The sequence below is a fragment of the Streptomyces sp. NPDC048383 genome, assembly GCF_040651775.1.
In the GTDB taxonomy this organism is placed as follows: domain Bacteria; phylum Actinomycetota; class Actinomycetes; order Streptomycetales; family Streptomycetaceae; genus Streptomyces.
Genome location: NZ_JBEZKS010000070.1, coordinates 13,724 through 32,194, shown reverse-complemented (window position 1 = coordinate 32,194; position 18,471 = coordinate 13,724). Strand labels below are relative to the sequence as shown.

Annotated in this window: 15 protein-coding genes; 10 read left to right on the top strand and 5 right to left on the bottom strand. The window is 74.7% G+C overall.

What is annotated here, in order from left to right:
- Positions 1-260: 260 nt before the first annotated feature.
- Together AB0D46_RS33805 and AB0D46_RS33800 are read right to left on the bottom strand one after the other, a co-directional pair.
- Entirely contained in the window at positions 261-1,481 is a 1,221-nt protein-coding gene (locus AB0D46_RS33805) for an acetyl-CoA C-acetyltransferase (RefSeq protein WP_362883229.1), read from the bottom strand.
- 161 nt (positions 1,482-1,642) lie between these two features.
- Positions 1,643-2,698 carry an SGNH/GDSL hydrolase family protein gene (locus tag AB0D46_RS33800; protein ID WP_362883227.1) on the bottom strand — a complete coding sequence of 352 codons (1,056 nt, stop codon included), beginning with the start codon at positions 2,696-2,698 and terminating at the stop codon, positions 1,643-1,645.
- 116 nt (positions 2,699-2,814) lie between these two features.
- Between AB0D46_RS33800 and AB0D46_RS33795 the strand changes: the two genes are divergently transcribed.
- Complete coding sequence (locus AB0D46_RS33795; RefSeq protein ID WP_362883243.1) at positions 2,815-4,197, top strand: cystathionine beta-synthase; 1,383 nt, start codon at positions 2,815-2,817, stop codon at positions 4,195-4,197.
- A gap of 450 nt (positions 4,198-4,647) precedes the next feature.
- Here AB0D46_RS33795 and AB0D46_RS33790 read toward each other — a convergent pair whose 3' ends face one another.
- Positions 4,648-5,043 (bottom strand): hypothetical protein, encoded by a 396-nt coding sequence (locus AB0D46_RS33790; protein WP_362883225.1) that lies wholly within the window; start codon positions 5,041-5,043, stop codon positions 4,648-4,650.
- Between the two features lie 160 nt (positions 5,044-5,203).
- Here AB0D46_RS33790 and AB0D46_RS33785 point away from each other — a divergent pair, with 160 nt between their 5' ends.
- Positions 5,204-6,046, top strand: a complete 843-nt coding sequence (locus AB0D46_RS33785; RefSeq protein ID WP_362883223.1) for a MurR/RpiR family transcriptional regulator — start codon at positions 5,204-5,206, stop codon at positions 6,044-6,046.
- Positions 6,047-6,070: 24 nt separating this feature from the next.
- Here AB0D46_RS33785 and AB0D46_RS33780 read toward each other — a convergent pair whose 3' ends face one another.
- Complete coding sequence (locus AB0D46_RS33780) at positions 6,071-7,255, bottom strand: FAD-dependent oxidoreductase (protein WP_362883221.1); 1,185 nt, start codon at positions 7,253-7,255, stop codon at positions 6,071-6,073.
- Between the two features lie 109 nt (positions 7,256-7,364).
- On the opposite strand from AB0D46_RS33780, the gene AB0D46_RS33775 reads away from it, so the two are divergent.
- A complete protein-coding gene (locus AB0D46_RS33775; RefSeq protein WP_362883219.1) occupies positions 7,365-7,961 on the top strand; it encodes a TetR family transcriptional regulator in 597 nt (198 codons plus the stop codon).
- A 129-nt stretch (positions 7,962-8,090) separates the two neighbouring features.
- Here the strand turns inward: AB0D46_RS33775 and AB0D46_RS33770 are convergent, their stop codons facing one another.
- Positions 8,091-9,464: a diaminopimelate decarboxylase gene (locus AB0D46_RS33770; RefSeq protein WP_362883241.1), complete on the bottom strand. Its 1,374-nt coding sequence runs from the start codon at positions 9,462-9,464 to the stop codon at positions 8,091-8,093.
- Between the two features lie 105 nt (positions 9,465-9,569).
- Between AB0D46_RS33770 and hutU the strand changes: the two genes are divergently transcribed.
- The 7 genes from hutU (at position 9,570) to AB0D46_RS33735 (ending at position 18,458) form a co-directional block, all read left to right on the top strand.
- Positions 9,570-11,255: a urocanate hydratase gene (gene hutU, locus AB0D46_RS33765; RefSeq protein WP_362883217.1), complete on the top strand. Its 1,686-nt coding sequence runs from the start codon at positions 9,570-9,572 to the stop codon at positions 11,253-11,255.
- Positions 11,256-11,320: 65 nt separating this feature from the next.
- Positions 11,321-12,511: an allantoate amidohydrolase gene (locus tag AB0D46_RS33760; protein WP_362883239.1), complete on the top strand. Its 1,191-nt coding sequence runs from the start codon at positions 11,321-11,323 to the stop codon at positions 12,509-12,511.
- Positions 12,508-13,851 (top strand): formimidoylglutamate deiminase, encoded by a 1,344-nt coding sequence (locus AB0D46_RS33755; RefSeq protein ID WP_362883215.1) that lies wholly within the window; start codon positions 12,508-12,510, stop codon positions 13,849-13,851. The genes AB0D46_RS33760 and AB0D46_RS33755 overlap by 4 nt, the downstream gene beginning before the upstream one ends.
- 128 nt (positions 13,852-13,979) lie before the next feature.
- A complete protein-coding gene (gene hutI, locus AB0D46_RS33750; RefSeq protein WP_362883213.1) occupies positions 13,980-15,158 on the top strand; it encodes an imidazolonepropionase in 1,179 nt (392 codons plus the stop codon).
- Between the two features lie 323 nt (positions 15,159-15,481).
- A complete protein-coding gene (locus AB0D46_RS33745; RefSeq protein WP_362883212.1) occupies positions 15,482-16,183 on the top strand; it encodes an LPXTG cell wall anchor domain-containing protein in 702 nt (233 codons plus the stop codon).
- 17 nt (positions 16,184-16,200) lie between these two features.
- Positions 16,201-17,346 (top strand): hypothetical protein, encoded by a 1,146-nt coding sequence (locus tag AB0D46_RS33740; RefSeq protein ID WP_362883210.1) that lies wholly within the window; start codon positions 16,201-16,203, stop codon positions 17,344-17,346.
- A complete protein-coding gene (locus AB0D46_RS33735; protein WP_362883208.1) occupies positions 17,343-18,458 on the top strand; it encodes a neocarzinostatin apoprotein domain-containing protein in 1,116 nt (371 codons plus the stop codon). The genes AB0D46_RS33740 and AB0D46_RS33735 overlap by 4 nt, the downstream gene beginning before the upstream one ends.
- Positions 18,459-18,471 lie beyond the last annotated feature (13 nt).

Sequence of the window (18,471 nt, the reverse complement as noted above, 5' to 3'; positions counted from 1 at the left end):
CTGCGGGCGGGTGCCGTCCCTCGTTCCTCGGGGCGGCCCCCACCCTCCGCTACGCCTCAGCTCAGCCGCTCGCTTTTTTGGTCGCGTTCCGCTTCGCCTGCGCTGCGGGCGGGTGCCGTCCCTCGTTCCTCGGGGCGGCCCCCACCCTCCGCTACGCCTCAGCTCAGCCGCTCGCTTTTTTGGTCGCGTTCCGCTTCGGCTGCGCTGCGGGCGGGTGCCGTCCCTCGTTCCTCGGGGCGGCCCCCACCCTCCGCTACGCCTCAGCTCAGCCGCTCGATGACCATCGCCATGCCCTGGCCGCCGCCCACGCACATCGTCTCCAGGCCGAACTGCTTGTCGTGGAACTGGAGGCTGTTGATCAGGGTTCCGGTGATGCGTGCGCCGGTCATCCCGAACGGGTGACCGACGGCGATGGCCCCGCCGTTGACGTTCAGCTTCTCCAGCGGGATCTCCAGGTCCCGGTAGGACGGGATGACCTGGGCCGCGAAGGCCTCGTTGATCTCGAACAGGTCGATGTCGTCGACGGTCAGGCCGGCCCGCTTCAGGGCCTGCTTGGACGCCTCGACCGGGCCCAGGCCCATGATCTCGGGGGAGAGGCCGGTGACGCCGGTGGAGACGATCCGGGCCAGCGGGGTCAGGCCCAGGTCCCGGGCCTTGGTGTCGCTCATGATGACCAGCGCGGCGGCGCCGTCGTTCAGCGGGCAGCAGTTGGCGGCGGTGATCAGGCCGTCGGGGCGGAACACCGGCTTCAGGCCCTGCACGCCCTCCATGGTGACACCGGCGCGCGGGCCGTCGTCCAGGGAGACGACCGTGCCGTCGGGGGTGGTGACCGGGGTGATCTCGCGGGCCCAGAAGCCGTTCTTGATGGCTTCCTCGGCCAGGTTCTGCGAGCGGACGCCGAACTCGTCCATGTCCTGGCGGGTCACGCCCTTCAGGCGGGCCAGGTTCTCGGCGGTCTGGCCCATCGAGATGTACGCGTCCGGGACCAGGCCGTCCTCGCGCGGGTCGCGCCAGGAGGCGCCCGTGCTCTGCGCGACCTCGGCCGTACGGGCCTCCGCGTCGGCGAAGAACGGGTTGTGGGTGCCGGGCATGCCGTCCGAGGAGCCGTTCGCGAACCGGGAGACGGTCTCGACGCCCACCGAGATGAAGACGTCGCCCTCGCCCGCCTTGATGGCGTGCAGGGCCATCCGGGAGGTCTGCAGGGACGAGGAACAGTAACGGGTGACGGTGAGACCCGGCAGGTGGTCCATGCCCATCTGCACGGCCACGATGCGGCCCAGGTTGTGGCCCTGCTCGCCGCCCGGGAGGCCGCAGCCCAGCATCAGGTCGTCGATCTCGCGCGGGTCCAGCCCGGGCACCTTGGCGAGCGCGGCCTGGATGATCTGCGCGGTCAGGTCGTCCGGGCGGACGTCCTTGAGCGACCCCTTGCCTGCGCGCCCGATGGGGGAACGGGCGGTGGAAACGATGACGGCTTCGGGCATCGGGACTCCAAGGGGTGCGTCGTTGCGGGACCGCATGCGAAGTTACCGCCCCGTACGGTCGAGGTCACGGGCCTCGGCGTGTGATGCGGGTCGCTCCGCGGGGTGACAGGACCAAGGATGCCGCCACCGACTCCCCGGCCGCCGGCCCCCCCCGGCCCCGCCTACCGGGGTTCCGCGACCGGGGCCGTGGGGGCCTTGGGGGTCGGGGCCGGCCCCGGGGCGGGTTCCTCGCCGGCGACCCGCCGCCTGCGGCGGTGCTTGAGCAGGGCCCAGGGGCCCCGTGCGCCGGTGACCTCGGTGCCGGCCTCACCCGCCGCCGCGGACGCCGCCTTGGCGACGGGCAGCATGTCCTCGTCCCGCGAGACGTCCAGCCGGTCCGACTCGGGCCACAGGCCCAGCGCCGCGCACATGGTGGGCAGCACGGCCATGGCGGCCGTCGCGTATCCCTCCGCCGACGGGTGGTAGGAGTCCGGCCCGAACATCTCCCGGGGGTTCGCCGCGAACTCCGGCCCCAGCAGGTCGCCCATCGAGACCGTCCGGGCCCCCAGGGCCAGCACGCCGATCGTCTGGGCCGCCGCCAGTTGCCGTGAGACCCGGCGGGCCATCCAGCGCAGCGGCTGGTAGACCGGCTCGATGGTGCCGAGGTCCGGGCAGGTGCCCACCACGACCTCGGAGCCGGCCAGCCGCAGCCGCCGCACCGCCGAGGTCAGCAGCCGGACGGATTGGGTCGGCGGCATCCGCCGCGTCACGTCATTGGCGCCGATCATGATCACGCACACGTCCGGCGGCGGCGCGTCCCCGTCGAGCAGCAGGCCCACCTGCCGGTCGAGGTCGTCGGACATCGCCCCGGACAGCGCGACGTTGCGCAGCTCCACCGGCCGTTCGGCCACCGCGGCCAACCCCGACGCGAGCAGCGCCCCCGGTGTCTGGCGGGCCCGGCGCACCCCGAGCCCGGCCGCCGTGGATTCGCCCAGCATGCCGAGCCGCAGCGGCCCCGGGCTCAGCTCGGGGCCGCCGAACTCGCTCCCGTACAGCCCGTCGGCCCGCGGCGGGTCCGGCAGGCCGGTGCCCACCGTTCGCTTCGCGAACTGGACCTCGGCCAGCACCAGACCCACCGCGGCGGCCCCGACGAGCCCCAGCCCGCCGCCGCCGTACGCCGCGCCCGCCGCGATCCGGCGGGCCGTCCTCGCCCTGGACACCCTTCGAGCCACCTCCATCCGCGCTCTGGTCCCGATGACCTACCTGCCCCGTAGTGCGGGTCGGCCAATCCCTTTCCGCTTACTCTGGCCGGACCTCCCGGAGAACCCGTGGAGTCCCCTCCTTGGAGAACATGGTGCAATTCCACGACTCGATGATCAGCCTCGTCGGCAACACCCCGCTGGTGAAGCTCAACCGTGTGACCGAAGGCCTGCAGGCCACCGTCCTTGCGAAGGTCGAGTACTTCAACCCCGGTGGGTCCGTGAAGGACCGGATCGCCGTCCGGATGATCGAGGCCGCCGAGCAGAGCGGTGCCCTCAAGCCCGGTGGCACCATCGTGGAGCCCACCAGTGGCAACACCGGTGTAGGACTCGCCATCGTGGCCCAGCAGAAGGGCTACAAGTGCATCTTCGTCTGCCCTGACAAGGTGTCCACGGACAAGATCAACGTCATGCGCGCGTACGGCGCCGAGGTCGTGGTCTGCCCGACCGCCGTCGACCCCGAGCACCCGGACTCGTACTACAACGTGTCCGACCGCCTCGCGCGCGAGCCCGGCGCCTGGAAGCCCGACCAGTACAGCAACCCGAACAACCCCCGTTCGCACTACGAGACCACCGGTCCCGAGCTGTGGGAGCAGACGGACGGGAAGATCACCCACTTCGTCGCGGGCGTCGGCACCGGCGGCACCATCTCCGGTACCGGCGGCTACCTGAAGGAGGTGTCCGGCGGCACGGTCAAGGTCATCGGCGCCGACCCCGAGGGTTCGGTCTACTCCGGCGGCAGCGGCCGTCCGTACCTGGTCGAGGGCGTCGGTGAGGACTTCTGGCCCAGCGCCTACGACCGCAACGTGACGGACGAGATCATCGCGGTGTCCGACAAGGACTCCTTCCAGATGACCCGCCGGCTCGCCAAGGAGGAGGGCCTGCTCGTCGGCGGCTCCTGCGGCATGGCCGTCGTCGCCGCGCTGCGCGCCGCCGAGGGCCTCGGTCCGGACGACGTCGTCGTGGTCCTGCTGCCCGACAGCGGCCGCGGCTACCTCAGCAAGATCTTCAGCGACGAGTGGATGGCCGGTCACGGCTTCCTGGAGGAAGCGGGCCCCTCGGCGCGCATCGGCGACGTCCTCGCGGACAAGGAGGGCGGCATCCCGTCCCTGGTGCACATGCACCCCGAGGAGACCGTCGGCCAGGCCATCGAGGTGCTGCGCGAGTACGGCGTCTCCCAGATGCCGATCGTCAAGCCGGGCGCGGGTCACCCCGACGTCATGGCCGCCGAGGTCATCGGCTCCGTCGTCGAGAAGGAGCTCCTCGCGGCGCTCTTCGCGCAGCGCGCCTCCCTCAGCGACCCGCTGGAGAAGCACATGAGCGCGCCGCTGCCGCAGGTCGGCTCCGGTGAGCCCGTCTCCGAGCTGATGGCGGTGCTGGGCGAGGCCGACGCGGCGATCGTGCTCGTCGAGGGCAAGCCCACCGGCGTCGTCAGCCGCCAGGACCTGCTCGCGTTCCTGGCCAAGGGCGCCAAGTAGCGGGGGCGGCCCCCGGCCGGAGCGCTTCCGGCCGGGGGCCGAACCGTCGGGGCCGATCCGTCGGGGCGGGGACCGGGCCGTTCGCGCCGGGGGCCGTACGTTTCCGGCCGGTCGCGCAAACGGTACGGGCCCGACACGTCACGGCAGCACCGGCTTAACACGCGTTCGGCACAGTTGGGGGTGTCGGCAGGGAGGACCGGGGAACCGGAAGGCCCCGCCGGCGTCACGAACGGCGTCCGTGCGCCTCCGGAGCGGCTCCCGGACCACGCGGACGCCACAGGACGCGGACGGCCCTGACCCGGCCCGTGTCCCACGCGGGGACCGCCGTCGTCCCGCCCCCCGGGAGACCGGGGGTGCGGCGGTCCCCGCGCAAGCTTCCCCGCGGACCCGCCGGAGCGGGTCCGCGGGGCACCCCTCGGGCAGCCCGGCGGACGGACCCGGGCCCGTCCGTCAGTCGGTGCGGTCCCTGCCGCGGCTCCCGAGACCCCTCTTGGACGCGTGGATGAAGTTCACGCCCAGGATCCCCGCCCAGCAGACGAGCAGCCCGCTCAGGTGGGCCTGGGTCGCGGCGATCGCCGACAACGGGACGGCCAGCACCAGGGTGATCACGGCGAAGCCGAAGCGTTCCCCGAAGTTGCCGACGGCCGTCACGGCCGGGTCGGGGGAGCCGCCGCGCGCCGCGAGCAGGCGTTCCTCCGCGAGTCGGCGCCGCACCTGGGTGTCGACCTTCTCCACGAACGATTCCACCAGCGCCGCCTCGTACTCCGGCCCCAGCTCCCGCCGGGCGTCGAGGGTGGCGCCGAGTTCCTTCTTCAGGTCTTCGACCTGGGGGGAATGGGCTGTCATGCCCCCACCGTAGGAACCGGAACGCGCGCCGGCACTGGGGCTAGCCCCCGTATCCACGGGTCCGGATCGCGGGCGCGGCTTGCCGAGCTGCATAACCACATGCAGAGTGCACCGTGACTGAATATCTCGCCGATGACGGGACGGAACGGAGGGGACGGCGATGAGCGACGGCCCGGCCGCACGGCTGCAGAAGCTGTTCGAGGGGCACCGGCTGACGCCGACCCAACGGCGGATCGCCCACTGCATGGTGCGCGGGGCGGCCGACGTGCCGTTCCTGTCCAGCGTGGAACTCGCCGAACTGGCCGGGGTGAGCCAGCCGTCCGTGACCCGGTTCGCGGTGGCGCTCGGCTTCGACGGCTACCCGGCGCTGCGCCGCCACCTGCGGGAGGTGGCGCCCGCCGGGCGGGAGCCGCAGCCGCGGGAGGACGCGTACAACGAGTACCAGCAGGCCGTTCAGGGCGAGATCGAGAACCTGCGCCGGCTCGCCGCGATGCTCGCCGACCCGACGCCCGTCGAGGAGGCCGGCCGGCTGCTCGCCGCGTCCGCGCCGCTGCCGGTGCTGGGGCTGCGGGCGGCGTCCTCGCAGGCGCGCGGGTTCGCGTACTTCGCCGCCAAGGTGCACCCCGACGTACGGCTCCTGGACGAGGCCGGCTCGATGCTCGCCGACCGCATCGACGCGGCCGCCACCGCCGGCGCCACGGCCCTGCTCTGCTTCGCGCTGCCCCGCCACCCCCGGGAGGTCGTCGAGGCCCTGGACCACGCGCGGGGTGCCGGGCTGACCGTCGTGACCGTCGCGGATTCGGCGTTCGCACCCGTCGCCCGGCACTCCGACCTGCTGATCCCGGCGCCCGTCGGCACCGGGCTCGCCTTCGACACCGCCTGCGCGCCGATGCTGCTGGGCCGGGTGCTGCTGGAGGCCATGGCCGACGCGCTGCCCGACGCCCAGGCCCGGCTGGAGGCCTTCGACGCCCGGGCCGCCGCCCGCGGACTCTTCGTCGAGTAGCCCGCACGGCGGCGCCGCCGGCGGTCAGCGGTAGTTCAGCTCCGCCAGCTCCGTCGCGAGTCGGCGGCGCAGGGCCGGGACGCGGGCCAGCACGGGCAGCGCGGTGTTGCGCAGGGTGCGCAGCAGCGGGTTGCGGGTGGTGGCCACGCGGGTCATCCGGTCGGTGAGGGACACCACGCGCAGGGCGACGGGCCGCCTGCGGGCCTCGTAGCCGTCGACGGCGCCGGTGGCCAGGGCCCGACCGAGGGCCCAGCCGTCCTGGATGCCGGTGTTCATGCCCTGGCCGCCGGCCGGGCTGTGGACGTGGGCGGCGTCCCCGGCGAGCAACAGCCGGCCGGCGCGGTAGCGGTCGGCGACCCGGTGGTGGACCCGGAACCGGGACGACCAGACGAGTTCGCGGACCACGGCCTGGCCGGGGGTCCGCTCGTCCATCAGCCGCCGCACGAAGGCCAGGTCCGGTTCGGCCGGGGCGTCGGCGACGGTCGCCACGATCCGGTAGTGACCGCCGCGTCGGCCCCCGGTGCGGGAGGTGCCCCCGGGGAGCGGGGCGATCACGACGAGACCGTCCCCGCCGAAGGCGAGGGCGACCTCGCGGGAGCCCGGGGTCCAGTCCCCGACGACGTCGGCGAGGACGAAGGACTCCCCGTACGTCTTGCCGGTGAAGCCGATGCCGGCGCTCTCGCGGACCGTGCTGTGCATGCCGTCCGCGCCGACGGCGTGGGCGGCGCGCAGGGTCGCGCCGCCGGAGGTGGTCAGGGTGACGCCGTCCGCGTCCTGAACGACGCCGGTGACCTCGTGCGGGCGGTGGACCTCGCCGCCGAGGGCGCGCAGCGCGGCGAGCAGGACGGCCTCGGTCTCGTACTGGGGGACCATCAGCGCGTACGGGTGGGCGGTGGGCAGTTCGTCGAAGTCGATGGCGGCCAGGGGGCGCGCGCCGTCGCGGAGCCGGAAGCGGGTGACGGGGATGCCGCGGTCGATCAGGTCGCGGGTCAGGGCGCCCGTCGGGTCGAGTTCGTCGAGGACCTCCAGGGTGCGGGCGTGCACGACGGCGGCGCGGGAGGTGTTGGCGCCCTCGGCCTGCCGGTCCAGGAGCACGAAGTCGATTCCGGCCCGCGCCAGGGTCACGGCCAGGGCGAGGCCGGTGGGTCCGGCGCCGACGATGGCGACCTCGGTGCGGTCGGGGAGCGGGAGCGCGGGGGTGCTGGTCATGGCGGCCGGCCTCCTTCAAGGGGTCAACGGTTGTTGGCCAACGGTTGTTGGCATCAGCGTGCGCCGAAACGTCTGGCATGTCAACGCTTGTTGGCCTACGGTTGTTGGCATGACGGTACGCAGATCCGAACAGACCCGGAGGGCGATCCTGCGCGCGGCGCGCGAGAGGTTCGCCGCCCAGGGGTACGAGCGCACGACCATCCGCGCGGTCGCGGCGGACGCCGACATCGACCCGTCGATGGTGATGCGTTACTTCGGCAGCAAGGAGGGGCTCTTCGACGCGGCCCTCACCGTCGACCTGCGCCTGCCGGACCTGGCCGCCGTCCCGCCGGCGGAGCTGCCGGCGGTCGTGGTGCGGCACTTCGTCACGCGCTGGGAGGGGGACCCGGCCGATGACGCGCTGCTCGTGCTGCTGCGCTCGGCGGTGACGAACGAGCAGGCGGCGGCCCGGATGCGGGAGGTGTTCGCGGTGCAGGTCGCCCCGGCGCTCGCCGCGAGCCTGGGCGTCGAGCGGGCCGCCCGCGCTGCGGGGCTGGTCGCCGCCCAGCTGCTCGGACTGGCCGTGAGCCGCTACCTGCTGCGGCTGCCCCCGGTGGTGGCCCTGACCCCGGACGAGCTCGTCGCGGGCCTGGCCCCGGCTCTGGCGGCGACGTTGGGGCAGGCGGGCGGGGCGGAGACGACCGGGACGGAGACGACCGGGGCGTAGGCGGTCGTGGCGCGGGCGGAGTCGCCCCGGGCGCCCTGACCTGCGGCGACGGTGGCGGGCCGGGCAGGCGGGCGCCCGGGCCGGCAGCTGCGCCGGCCGACCGGCGCGCGGCCCCCGCCGCGCCGGGCCCTACAGCAGGGCGTCGCGCAGGGCGCCGCCCGCCTCCGCGACGATGTCCGCGAGGGACTGCGCGGCGCGCAGCGGGGTGAAGCGCACCGCGCCCGCCCCCGCGATCGTGAACCCGTGGACGGCCGGCCGGGGCAGGCTGTTGTACCCGTAGGGGGCGGTGAAGAAGTACGCCCCCGTGTCCGGTACGGCGATCAGGTCGCCCGGCGCCAGCTCCGGCAGCTCCCGGGCGGTGGCCAGCAGGTCCCCCGCGAAGCAGGCCGGGCCCGCGACGTCCTGGGCGAGGAGCGGGCCCGACTTCGGGGCGCCCTCGGCGTCGTACGGCAGGATCCGCAGCGGCCAGACCTCCGGCGCGTACACGGTCCGGGTGGCCAGCTGGACGCCCGCGTGGGTCAGCGCGACGGGGCGGCCGCCCGCCGTCTTCGTGTACTCGACGCGGGCCAGCACCAGCCCGTGCTTCGCGAGCAGGGACCGGCCGAACTCCGTCACCAGCCCGTACGAGCCGTCGAAGAGGGCGGGGACGGCCCCGCGCAGCGCCGCCACGTACTGCCCGTACGTCGGGGTCGGCTCGTCCGAGGCGAAGTTCACCGGCAGGCCGCCGCCGATGTCGAGGGTGTCGACCTGCCGGCGCCCGGCCGCCGCGTTGATCTCCTCGGCGAGCGCGTGCAGGTCCCGTACGCCCCGCGCGATCCGCGCCGGCGGCACGCCCTGCGAGCCCGAGTGGACGTGCAGCCGGGTGAGCCAGGGCCGGTCCAGGAAGGCCCGTACGAGCCACGCGCGCGCTCCCGGGTCGCGCAGCGGCACCCCGAACTTGGAGCGGGCGGTGGCTGTGGACAGGGCCTCGATGGCGCCCGCGCCGGTCTGCGGGTTGATCCGGACGCCGAGCGCGGAACGCGTCGGGGCCGCCGCCACGAGGGCGTCGAGCCGGGCCAGCTCCTGCCGGTTGTCGGCGTTCACCGTGACCCCGAGGGCCAGCGCCTCGCGCAGTTCGGCAAGCGTCTTGGCGGGGGAGTCCAGGACGACGCGGTCCGCCGGGAGCCCCGCCGCCCGGGCCAGGGCCAGCTCGCCCGGCCCGGCCACCTCGCAGCCGATCCCCTCGGCGGCGAGCAGCCGCAGCACCGGGACGAGCGGGGTCGCCTTCACCGCGAAGGTGTGCAGGACGGGCGTACCGGGAGCCGAGGCGGCCGCGAACGCGCCGGTCAGCGCGGCGGCGGAGGCCCGGATCCCGTCGGCGTCGAGCAGGCACACCAGCGGCGGCGCGACCCGTTCGTGCGGGCCGCCGCCGATCAGGCCCTGCGCGACGGCGGCCCGTACGGCCAGGTCACGGCGGGCGGCGGGGTCCGGCGCGAAGGGCGGGATGCGCGTCTCGGTGGCCATGTCCGTCATCCCACCACCCGCCGGCCCGACCCGCAGCTGTTGACTGGATCTATTCATGCCGCGAGGATGTGAATGGATTGACCAACACCGGAGGAGGCACCCGCCATGTCAGGACCCCGCCCCGTACGGGCCGCGCGAGGCACCGAGCTCAGCACCCTGGGATGGCAGCAGGAGGCCGCCCTGCGGATGCTGCAGAACAACCTCGACGCCGAGGTCGCCGAACACCCGGACAAGCTGGTCGTCTACGGCGGCACCGGCAAGGCGGCCCGCGACTGGCGCTCGTACGACGCGATGGTCCGCACCCTGCGCACCCTCAAGCAGGACGAGACGATGCTCGTGCAGTCCGGCCGCCCGGTCGGCGTCATGCAGACGCACGAGTGGGCGCCGCGCGTCCTGCTCGCCAACTCCAACCTGGTCGGCGACTGGGCCAACTGGGAGGAGTTCCGCCGCCTGGAGCACCTCGGCCTGACCATGTACGGGCAGATGACCGCCGGTTCGTGGATCTACATCGGTACCCAGGGCATCCTCCAGGGCACCTACGAGACCTTCGCCGCCGTCGCCGCGAAGCTGCACGCGATCGGTAAGGGAGGGGTCGGCGGCACCCTCGCCGGCACGATCACCCTCACCGCCGGCCTCGGCGGCATGGGCGGCGCCCAGCCGCTCGCCGTCACCATGAACGACGGCGTCGCGATCTGCGTCGACGTCGACCCGCGCGCCATCGACCGCCGCATCGAGCACCGCTACCTCGACGTCAAGGCCGACAACCTGCGCCACGCCCTCCAGCTGGCCGTCGAGGCCCGCGATGCCCGCAAGCCGCTGTCCATCGGCCTCCTCGGCAACGCCGCCGAGCTGCTCCCGCAGATGCTCGCCGAGGGCGCGCCGATCGACATCGTCACCGACCAGACGAGCGCCCACGACCCGCTCGCCTACCTGCCCGTCGGCGTCGCCTTCGACGACATGGCCGACCTCGCCGCCAAGGACCCGGCGGGCTTCACCACCCGCGCCCGCGAGTCCATGGCCCGGCACGTAGAGGCCATGGTCGGCTTCATGGACGCGGGCGCCGAGGTCTTCGACTACGGCAACTCCATCCGCGGCGAGGCCCAGCTGGCCGGCTACGACCGCGCGTTCGCCTTCCCCGGCTTCGTCCCCGCCTACATCCGCCCGCTGTTCTGCGAGGGCAAGGGCCCCTTCCGCTGGGCCGCGCTGTCCGGCGAGGCCTCGGACATCCACAAGACCGACAAGGCGATGCTGGAGCTGTTCCCCGAGAACGAGTCCCTGCACCGCTGGATCAAGATGGCGGGCGAGCGGGTCCACTTCCAGGGCCTGCCCGCGCGCATCTGCTGGCTCGGCTACGGCGAACGCGACAAGGCCGGTGAGCGCTTCAACGAGATGGTCGCCGACGGCACCCTCGCCGCGCCGCTCGTCATCGGCCGCGACCACCTCGACTGCGGTTCGGTCGCCTCCCCGTACCGCGAGACCGAGGCCATGCTCGACGGCTCCGACGCCATTGCCGACTGGCCGCTGCTCAACGCCATGGTCAACGTCGCCTCCGGCGCCTCCTGGGTCTCCATCCACCACGGCGGCGGCGTCGGCATGGGCCGCTCCATCCACGCCGGTCAGGTCACCGTCGCCGACGGCACCCCGCTCGCCGGCGAGAAGATCCGCCGCGTGCTGACCAACGACCCCGGCATGGGCGTCATCCGGCACGTCGACGCCGGCTACGACCTCGCCGAGGCCGTCGCCGACGAGCGCGACGTCCGCGTCCCGATGCGGGAGGGTGACTCCGCGTGAGCCACGGTTCCTTCCCCGGCCCCCGGGGCGAGGCCCCGGGGGCCGGGGGGGCCGGTTTCCACAGCATGTGGGCCGACCTCGCCCCCATCGGCCGCCACCCGGACTCCGGCGGCTACCGCCGCTACGCCTGGACCGGCGCCGACGCCGACTGCCGCACCTGGTTCCAGGAGCAGGCCCAGGCGCGCGGCCTGACGTACGAGACCGACCGCAACGGCAACCAGTGGGCCTGGCTCGGCGACCCCCTCGCGGGCGACGCCGTCGTCACCGGCTCCCACCTGGACTCCGTCCCCGACGGCGGGGCCTTCGACGGCCCGCTCGGCGTCGTGTCCTCCTTCGCCGCCCTCGACGAGCTCCGCGCCCGCGGCGTGCGCCCCACCCGGCCGCTGGCCATCACCAACTTCGGTGACGAGGAGGGCGCCCGCTTCGGACTCGCCTGCGTCGGCTCCCGGCTCGCCGCCGGACAGCTGACCAAGGAGAAGGCGTACGAACTGCGCGACGCGGACGGCATCGGCCTGCCCCAGGCCATGGAACAGGCCGGCTACGACCCGGAGACGATCGGCGCCGACCCCGAACGCCTCGCCCGGATCGGCGCCTTCGTCGAACTCCACGTCGAACAGGGCCGCGCCCTGGACCTGTCCGGCGACCGCGTGGGCATCGCCTCCGCGATCTGGCCCCACGGCCGCTGGCGGTACGACTTCCACGGCGAGGCCAACCACGCGGGGACCACCCGCCTGGTGGACCGCCGCGACCCGATGCTCACGTACGCGGCGACCGTCCTGGCCGCCCGCCAGGAGGCGACCCTCGCGGGCGCCGTCGCCACCTTCGGGAAGATCTCCGTCGAACCCAACGGGGTCAACGCCATCCCCTCCCTGGTCCGCGGCTGGCTCGACTCCCGGGCCGCCGACCAGGCCACCCTCGACACGGTCGTCACCGCCATCGAGAAGGCCGCCCGCGAACGCGCCGACCGGGACGGCATCGACCTCGCCGTCGTCCGCGAGTCCTTCACGCCGGTCGTCGAGTTCGAGCACGCCTTGCGTGACGAGATGAACCGGATCCTCGGCGGAGCGGTCCCGGTCCTGGGCACCGGCGCGGGACACGACGCCGGAATCCTCTCCGCCACCGTCCCGACCGCCATGCTGTTCGTACGCAACCCCACCGGCGTCTCCCACTCGCCGAAGGAGTTCGCCGCCGAGGACGACTGCGAAGCCGGCGTCCTGGCCCTCGCCGACGTACTGGAAGGACTGGCGTGCAGGTGACCGCGCCCACGACGTACTGGCTCGAACACGCCTGGCTCGGCACCCACGTCGAGCCGGGCGTCACCCTCGCCGTCGCCGCCGACGGCCGGATCACCGGCCTGCTCACCGGCGCCGACGCCCCGCCCCCCGGGGCCGCGGTACTGCGCGGGCTGACCGTCCCGGGGCTGGCCAACGCGCACTCCCACGCCTTCCACCGGGCCCTGCGCTCCACCGTCCAGGTCGGCTCCGGCACCTTCTGGACCTGGCGTGACGTCATGTACAAGGTCGCCCAGAACCTCACCCCGGACAGCTACTACGCGCTCGCCCGCGCCACCTACGCGGAGATGGCCCTCGCCGGCATCACCCACGTCGGCGAGTTCCACTACGTCCACCACGCCCCCGGCGGTACCCCCTACGCCGACCCCAACGCGATGGGCGAGGCGCTCATCGCGGCGGCGGACGCGGCGGGCATCCGCATCACCCTCCTCGACACCGCCTACCTGGCGGCCGGCTTCGGCCAGGCCCCCAACGCCCACCAGGCACGGTTCTCCGACGGCACCGCCGACGCCTGGGCCGAGCGGGTCTCCGCCCTCAAGGGCGGCGGGCACGCCCGCGTCGGCGCCGCGATCCACTCGGTGCGCGCGGTCCCCGCCGACCAGCTGGCCACCGTCGCCCGCTGGGCCGAGGAGCGGCAGGCGCCCCTGCACGTCCACCTCTCCGAGCAGACCGCGGAGAACGACGCCTGCCGGGCCGCCCACGACCGCACCCCGACCCAACTCCTCGCCGACCACGGCGTCCTGGGCCCCCGCACCACCGGCGTCCACAACACGCACCTCACCGACGCCGACATCGCCCTGCTCGGCGCCACCACCACCGGCACCTGCATGTGCCCCACCACCGAACGCGACCTCGCGGACGGCATCGGGCCGGCCACCCGCCTCCAGCGGGCGGGCAGCCCGCTGTCCCTCGGCAGCGACAGCCACGCGGTGATCGACCTGCTGGAGGAGGCCCGCGCGATGGAGCTCAACGAGCGCCTGCGCAGCCGCACCCGCGGCCACTGGACGGCCAACGCCCTGCTGACCGCGGCCACCGCCGACGGCCACGCCTCCCTCGGCCTGCACGACGCGGGCCGCCTGGAGATCGGGGCGCTCGCCGACTTCACCACCATCGCCCTGGACTCCGTACGGACGGCCGGGGCGCTGCCCCGGCTGGGCGCCGAGACGGCGGTGTTCGCGGCGACGGCGTCGGACGTTCGGCACACCGTGGTCGCCGGCCGCCACATCGTCCGCGACGGCGCCCACACCCTCGTCCCGGACGTCCCGTCCGCCCTGTCCGAGTCGATCGCGGCGCTGCGCGCCTGACTCGCTTTCCCGGCCCCGGCCCCGGCCCCTGTCCGGGCACGCCCGCGCCCCCTCCCGGCGCCACGGGGGCTCCGCCCGGGGAACGGCTAAGGGGCGGGGCGGGGAAAGGAACTCCCCGAGAGGAACGCATGACCACCACCGTCATCACCAACATCGGCAGCCTCGTCACCAACGACCCCTCCGTGGGCGACGGATCCCCCCTCGGCCTGATCGAGGACGCGGCCGTCGTCATCGAGGACGACACGATCGCCTGGGTCGGCGCGGCCACCGACGCCCCGGCCGCGGACACCGCGTTCGACGCGACCGGCCGGGCCGTCATCCCCGGCTTCGTGGACTCCCACTCCCACCTCGTCTTCGCCGGCGACCGCACCGCCGAGTTCAACGCCCGCATGTCCGGCCGCGCGTACTCCGCCGGCGGCATCCGCACGACCGTCGCCGCCACCCGCGCCGCCGACGACGCCGCACTCGAAGCCAACCTGCTGCGCCACCTCCACGAGGCCCGCCGCCAGGGCACCACCACCTTCGAGACCAAGTCCGGCTACGGGCTCACCGTCGCCGACGAGGCCCGTGCCCTGCGCATCGCCGCCGCGCACACCGAGGAGGTCACTTACCTCGGCGCGCACATCGTCTCCCCCGACTACGCCGACGACCCGGCGGCGTACGTCGACCTCGTCACCGGCGAGATGCTCGCGGCCTGCGCCCCGTACGCCCGCTGGGTGGACGTCTTCTGCGAGAAGGGCGCCTTCGACGGCGACCAGGCCCGCGCCATCCTCACCGCGGGCGCCGCCGCCGGGCTGATCCCGCGCATCCACGCCAACCAGCTCTCCCACGGGCCCGGCGTCCAGCTCGCCGTGGAGCTCGAAGCGGCCTCCGCCGACCACTGCACCCACCTCACCGACGCGGACGTCGACGCCCTGGCCCAGGCGGCCGCGACGACGGTGGCGACCCTGCTGCCCGGCGCCGAGTTCTCCACCCGGGCGCAGTGGCCCGACGCCCGGCGCCTGCTGGACGCGGGCGCCACCGTGGCCCTGTCCACGGACTGCAACCCCGGCTCCTCCTACACCAGCTCCATGCCGTTCTGCATCGCCCTCGCCGTACGGGACATGGGCATGACCCCCGACGAGGCCCTGTGGTCCGCCACCGCCGGCGGCGCCCGCGCGCTGCGTCGCGGCGACCTCGGCAGGATCACCCCCGGCGCCCGCGCCGACCTGGCCCTCCTGGAGGCCCCCAGCCATGTCCACCTCGCCTACCGCCCGGGCGTCCCGCTCGTCTCCGCGGTGTGGCAGCGCGGGGTCCGCGCGGCCTGAGGCGCGCGCCGAAGCGCCGTACGCGACGGCCCGGACGGGGCCGCGGACGGGCCCCCGCCGGGCCGTCCCCGGCCACCGGCCGGGCCGTCGCCATGTCCGGATCGGCCCGGCAGCGCCTCCCGGCCGGGCCCTCACGGCCCGCCGGCGGGCCCGGCGCACCCCTCTGACCAGGCCTTTCCCGCGCCCCGGACGGCCGGAAACCGTACGGCCGAAAGGGCGTCGATCCGGGCCGTCCTGTGTCTTCCCTCCGTAAGGCCCCGGGCGTACCTTGAGCCACCAATCTGATGTGTCGTCAGTAACTTGTGGCCGAGGGGAAGACGAAGGTGTCCGACCGGAAACGTTCCACCGCGCTCGCGCTGGCCGCCGCGGCGGCCGCATCGGCGGTCCTGCTCACCGCCCCCGCCGCCCACGCCGCCGTGATCGACGTCGAGTACAACTGCCAGACCCCGATCGGGGACAAGTCGGCGGTCTCGCCGATCGACATCAAGGCCGTCAAGGAGGGCGACGGCTACAAGCTGACGATGTCCTTCCAACGGGGCGTCTCCTCCAGCCCCATCGAGCTGGGCAAGGGCGCCATGAGCCCCAGCGCGGTCATCCTGGCCGACGGGGCGGAGAAGGTCTCGGTGCCGGTCTCCGGCGCGCCCAACTCCGAGGCGGTGCCCGCCAACACCCCCATCAAGATCACCGACCTCTCGGGCACCTACACCCCGAAGAAGAGCGGCAAGGTCACCTTCACCGCCGGGGTCCTCACCATCAAGGCCATGGGGACCACCACCACCTGCACCCCCGGCAACAGCCCCAAGCCGTCCCTCGAACTGGAGGTCACGGCCGCCGGCGGCGCCAAGGACCCCGCCCCGCAACCCGGCACCGGCCAGAGCTCCGCCCCGAGCACCCTCCCGCAGACCGGGCCCGCCGAGTCCGCCCTCGCGCTCGGCACCCTCGGCGCGACCGTCGTGCTCTCGGGCGCGGTCGGCGTGCTCTGGCTGACCCGACGCGGCCGGCAGGCCCAGCGGACCCGGCCCTGAACGGAGCAGCCCCGGCCATGCCCGTGCTTCCCGTCCCCCCACGGCCCGGCACCCTCCGGCGACTCGACACCGCCGGGCGGTCCGGCGCCCTCGCGCGGCTCGGCGTCCTCGCGCGGCGCGGGTTTCTGCGACGGCCAGGCGCCCTCGCGGGGTCCGGCGTCCTCGCGGGGCTCGGCGTCCTGCGACCGTCCGGCGTCCTCGCGCGGCTCGGCGTCGTGCTGCTCGCCGCCGCCGTCGCGCTGTTGTGCGGCGTCCCGGCCGCGGCCGCCGCCGACGGGCCCGGGTGGACCGCCGAACCGGCGGCCGGCCGGCCCGGCGCCGCGCGCCCGTACTTCTACCTCGCGGGCGCCCCCGGAGCCGTACTGGAGGACCGCCTCACGCTGGCGAACACCTCGGACCGGGAGCGCGTCGTCACCCTGCGCGGTGCCGACGCCCACAACACGGCCGACGGCGCCTTCGCCGTACGACCCGCCCGGGAGTCCGTCGGAGCGGGCTCCTGGATCAGCTTCGGCGGCTCCGCCACCGTGCGGATCCCGCCCCGCACCCGCGCCGTCGTCCCGTTCACCGTCACCGTGCCGCCCGCCTCGGCCCCCGGCGACCACCCGGCCGCCGTCGTCGCCGCCGAGGACGGGCGCGAAGTGGGCGTACGGGTCCACCTGCGGGTCAGCGGCCCGCAGCTGGCGGCCCTCACCGTCGAGGACGTCGCCGTGCGCGGCAAGGGCGCCTCCGCCGTCGTCGCGTACACCCTGGTCAACCGCGGCAACGTCGCCCTCGCCCCCGAGATGGCGATCCGCGCCACCGGCCGCTTCGGCGAGGTCCCCGGCCGCGCCGCGCGCGCCCTGCCGGTGGAACTGCTGCCCGGTCAGCGGGTCGAGCTGACCGAACCCTGGCCCGGCGCGCCGGTCCTGGACCGGGTCGACCTCACCGTCACCGTCACCGCGCCCGGCGCCGCCCCGGCCACCGCGAGCACCACCGCGTGGTTCGTGCCGTGGGGCATCGCCACCCTCACCGGCGGCGGCCTGCTCCTGCTCGGCGGGACCGCCGCGGCCGCGCTGCTCCTCGTACGCCGCACCCGGGGCGCCCCGCACGACCGGCCACCGCCGGAACCCGCCGCCGCCCGGGACCGGGCACCGCACCACGAGCTGACGGGAGCATCCAGGTGAGCCGCACCCCGGGCGCGAAGGCCCTGCCCCTCCTCGTCGCGGCCCTGGCGGCGTTCGCGCTGGCGCTGCTGCCCGTCGCGGCGCCCGCCGTCGCCGACGAGGGCAAGGCCGCCGCGGCGCTCTCCCTCCAGGAGGCCGCCAAGGGCACCGAGATCACCGTCACCGGCACCGGCTGGCGGGCCAGGACGATGGTGATGCTGCTGGTCTGCGGCCAGAACATGATCGGCGGCACCAACAGCTGCGCCAACGCCGACGGGGCCGCCGTCGCGGTCGCCGCCGACGGGGGCTTCACCGCCCGGCTCCAGGTCGTCGCACCGCCCAAGCCCTGCCCCTGCGTGGTCAACGTGGCCTCCGTCAACGGGGACCAGTCCACCGTCGCCCTCCCGGTGCGGATCACCGACCACGAGAGCGCCCCGCTGCCCGCCGAGTCCGGGACGGCCCGGCTCGCGATGCTCACCGGAGTCCGGCTCCAGGGCGACGACGGGGTGCTGACCTGGTTCGGCGCCCCGCCCGCGCGCCGGTTCACCGTCACCGTCGGGAACCTGGGCTCGGCCCCCGTCAAGGACCCCGTCTTCCAACTCGGCACCGCCCACGGGGTGTTCGCCCCGACCTGGGAGGAAGCCCGGTGGAAGGGCACCATCGTGCCCGGTGGCAAGGCCGAGATCGGCCTGGACGTGGCCCTGCCCGCCGGGGCCCACGGCGACTACACCGTCTCCCTGAAGTACGGGGACACGGTGGTCGCCGCCCAGCCGTGGGGCGTGGACCGACCGTACGGGGTGCTGCTGTTCTGGGGCCTGCTCCTGGTGGTGGTGCCGACCGCGCTGTTCCGGGCCGGGATGGCCGTCGTCGACCGGCTCCGACCGCGCGACGCCCCGGCCGCCGGTGGCCGCCACCGCGGCGCGAAGGCCCTGGACGCCGCCACCGCGGTGACCGCCCGGCTGCCGAGGATCCCCGCCGCGCGGGGCTCCGCGCCGGCCGCCCCCCAGACCCCCACGGCGGTCCTGCCGTGGTTCACCCCCGAGGAACAGGCGCCGGCACGGGACGCGCCGGCGGAACAACCGCAGACATCCGCACCGTCCGATCAAAGTCCGACAACGAAGGGACATTCGTGAACACCCAACGGAG

Excerpts from the sequence above, each read along its gene's own strand:
- AB0D46_RS33805 (WP_362883229.1), bottom strand. The coding sequence starts at position 1,481 with ATGCCCGAAGCCGTCATCGTTTCCACCGCCCGTTCCCCCATCGGGCGC.
- AB0D46_RS33800 (WP_362883227.1), bottom strand. The coding sequence starts at position 2,698 with ATGGAGGTGGCTCGAAGGGTGTCCAGGGCGAGGACGGCCCGCCGGATC.
- AB0D46_RS33790 (WP_362883225.1), bottom strand. The coding sequence starts at position 5,043 with ATGACAGCCCATTCCCCCCAGGTCGAAGACCTGAAGAAGGAACTCGGC.
- AB0D46_RS33785 (WP_362883223.1), top strand. The coding sequence starts at position 5,204 with ATGAGCGACGGCCCGGCCGCACGGCTGCAGAAGCTGTTCGAGGGGCAC.
- AB0D46_RS33780 (WP_362883221.1), bottom strand. The coding sequence starts at position 7,255 with ATGACCAGCACCCCCGCGCTCCCGCTCCCCGACCGCACCGAGGTCGCC.
- AB0D46_RS33775 (WP_362883219.1), top strand. The coding sequence starts at position 7,365 with ATGACGGTACGCAGATCCGAACAGACCCGGAGGGCGATCCTGCGCGCG.
- AB0D46_RS33770 (WP_362883241.1), bottom strand. The coding sequence starts at position 9,464 with ATGGCCACCGAGACGCGCATCCCGCCCTTCGCGCCGGACCCCGCCGCC.
- hutU (WP_362883217.1), top strand. The coding sequence starts at position 9,570 with ATGTCAGGACCCCGCCCCGTACGGGCCGCGCGAGGCACCGAGCTCAGC.
- AB0D46_RS33760 (WP_362883239.1), top strand. The coding sequence starts at position 11,321 with ATGTGGGCCGACCTCGCCCCCATCGGCCGCCACCCGGACTCCGGCGGC.
- hutI (WP_362883213.1), top strand. The coding sequence starts at position 13,980 with ATGACCACCACCGTCATCACCAACATCGGCAGCCTCGTCACCAACGAC.
- AB0D46_RS33740 (WP_362883210.1), top strand. The coding sequence starts at position 16,201 with ATGCCCGTGCTTCCCGTCCCCCCACGGCCCGGCACCCTCCGGCGACTC.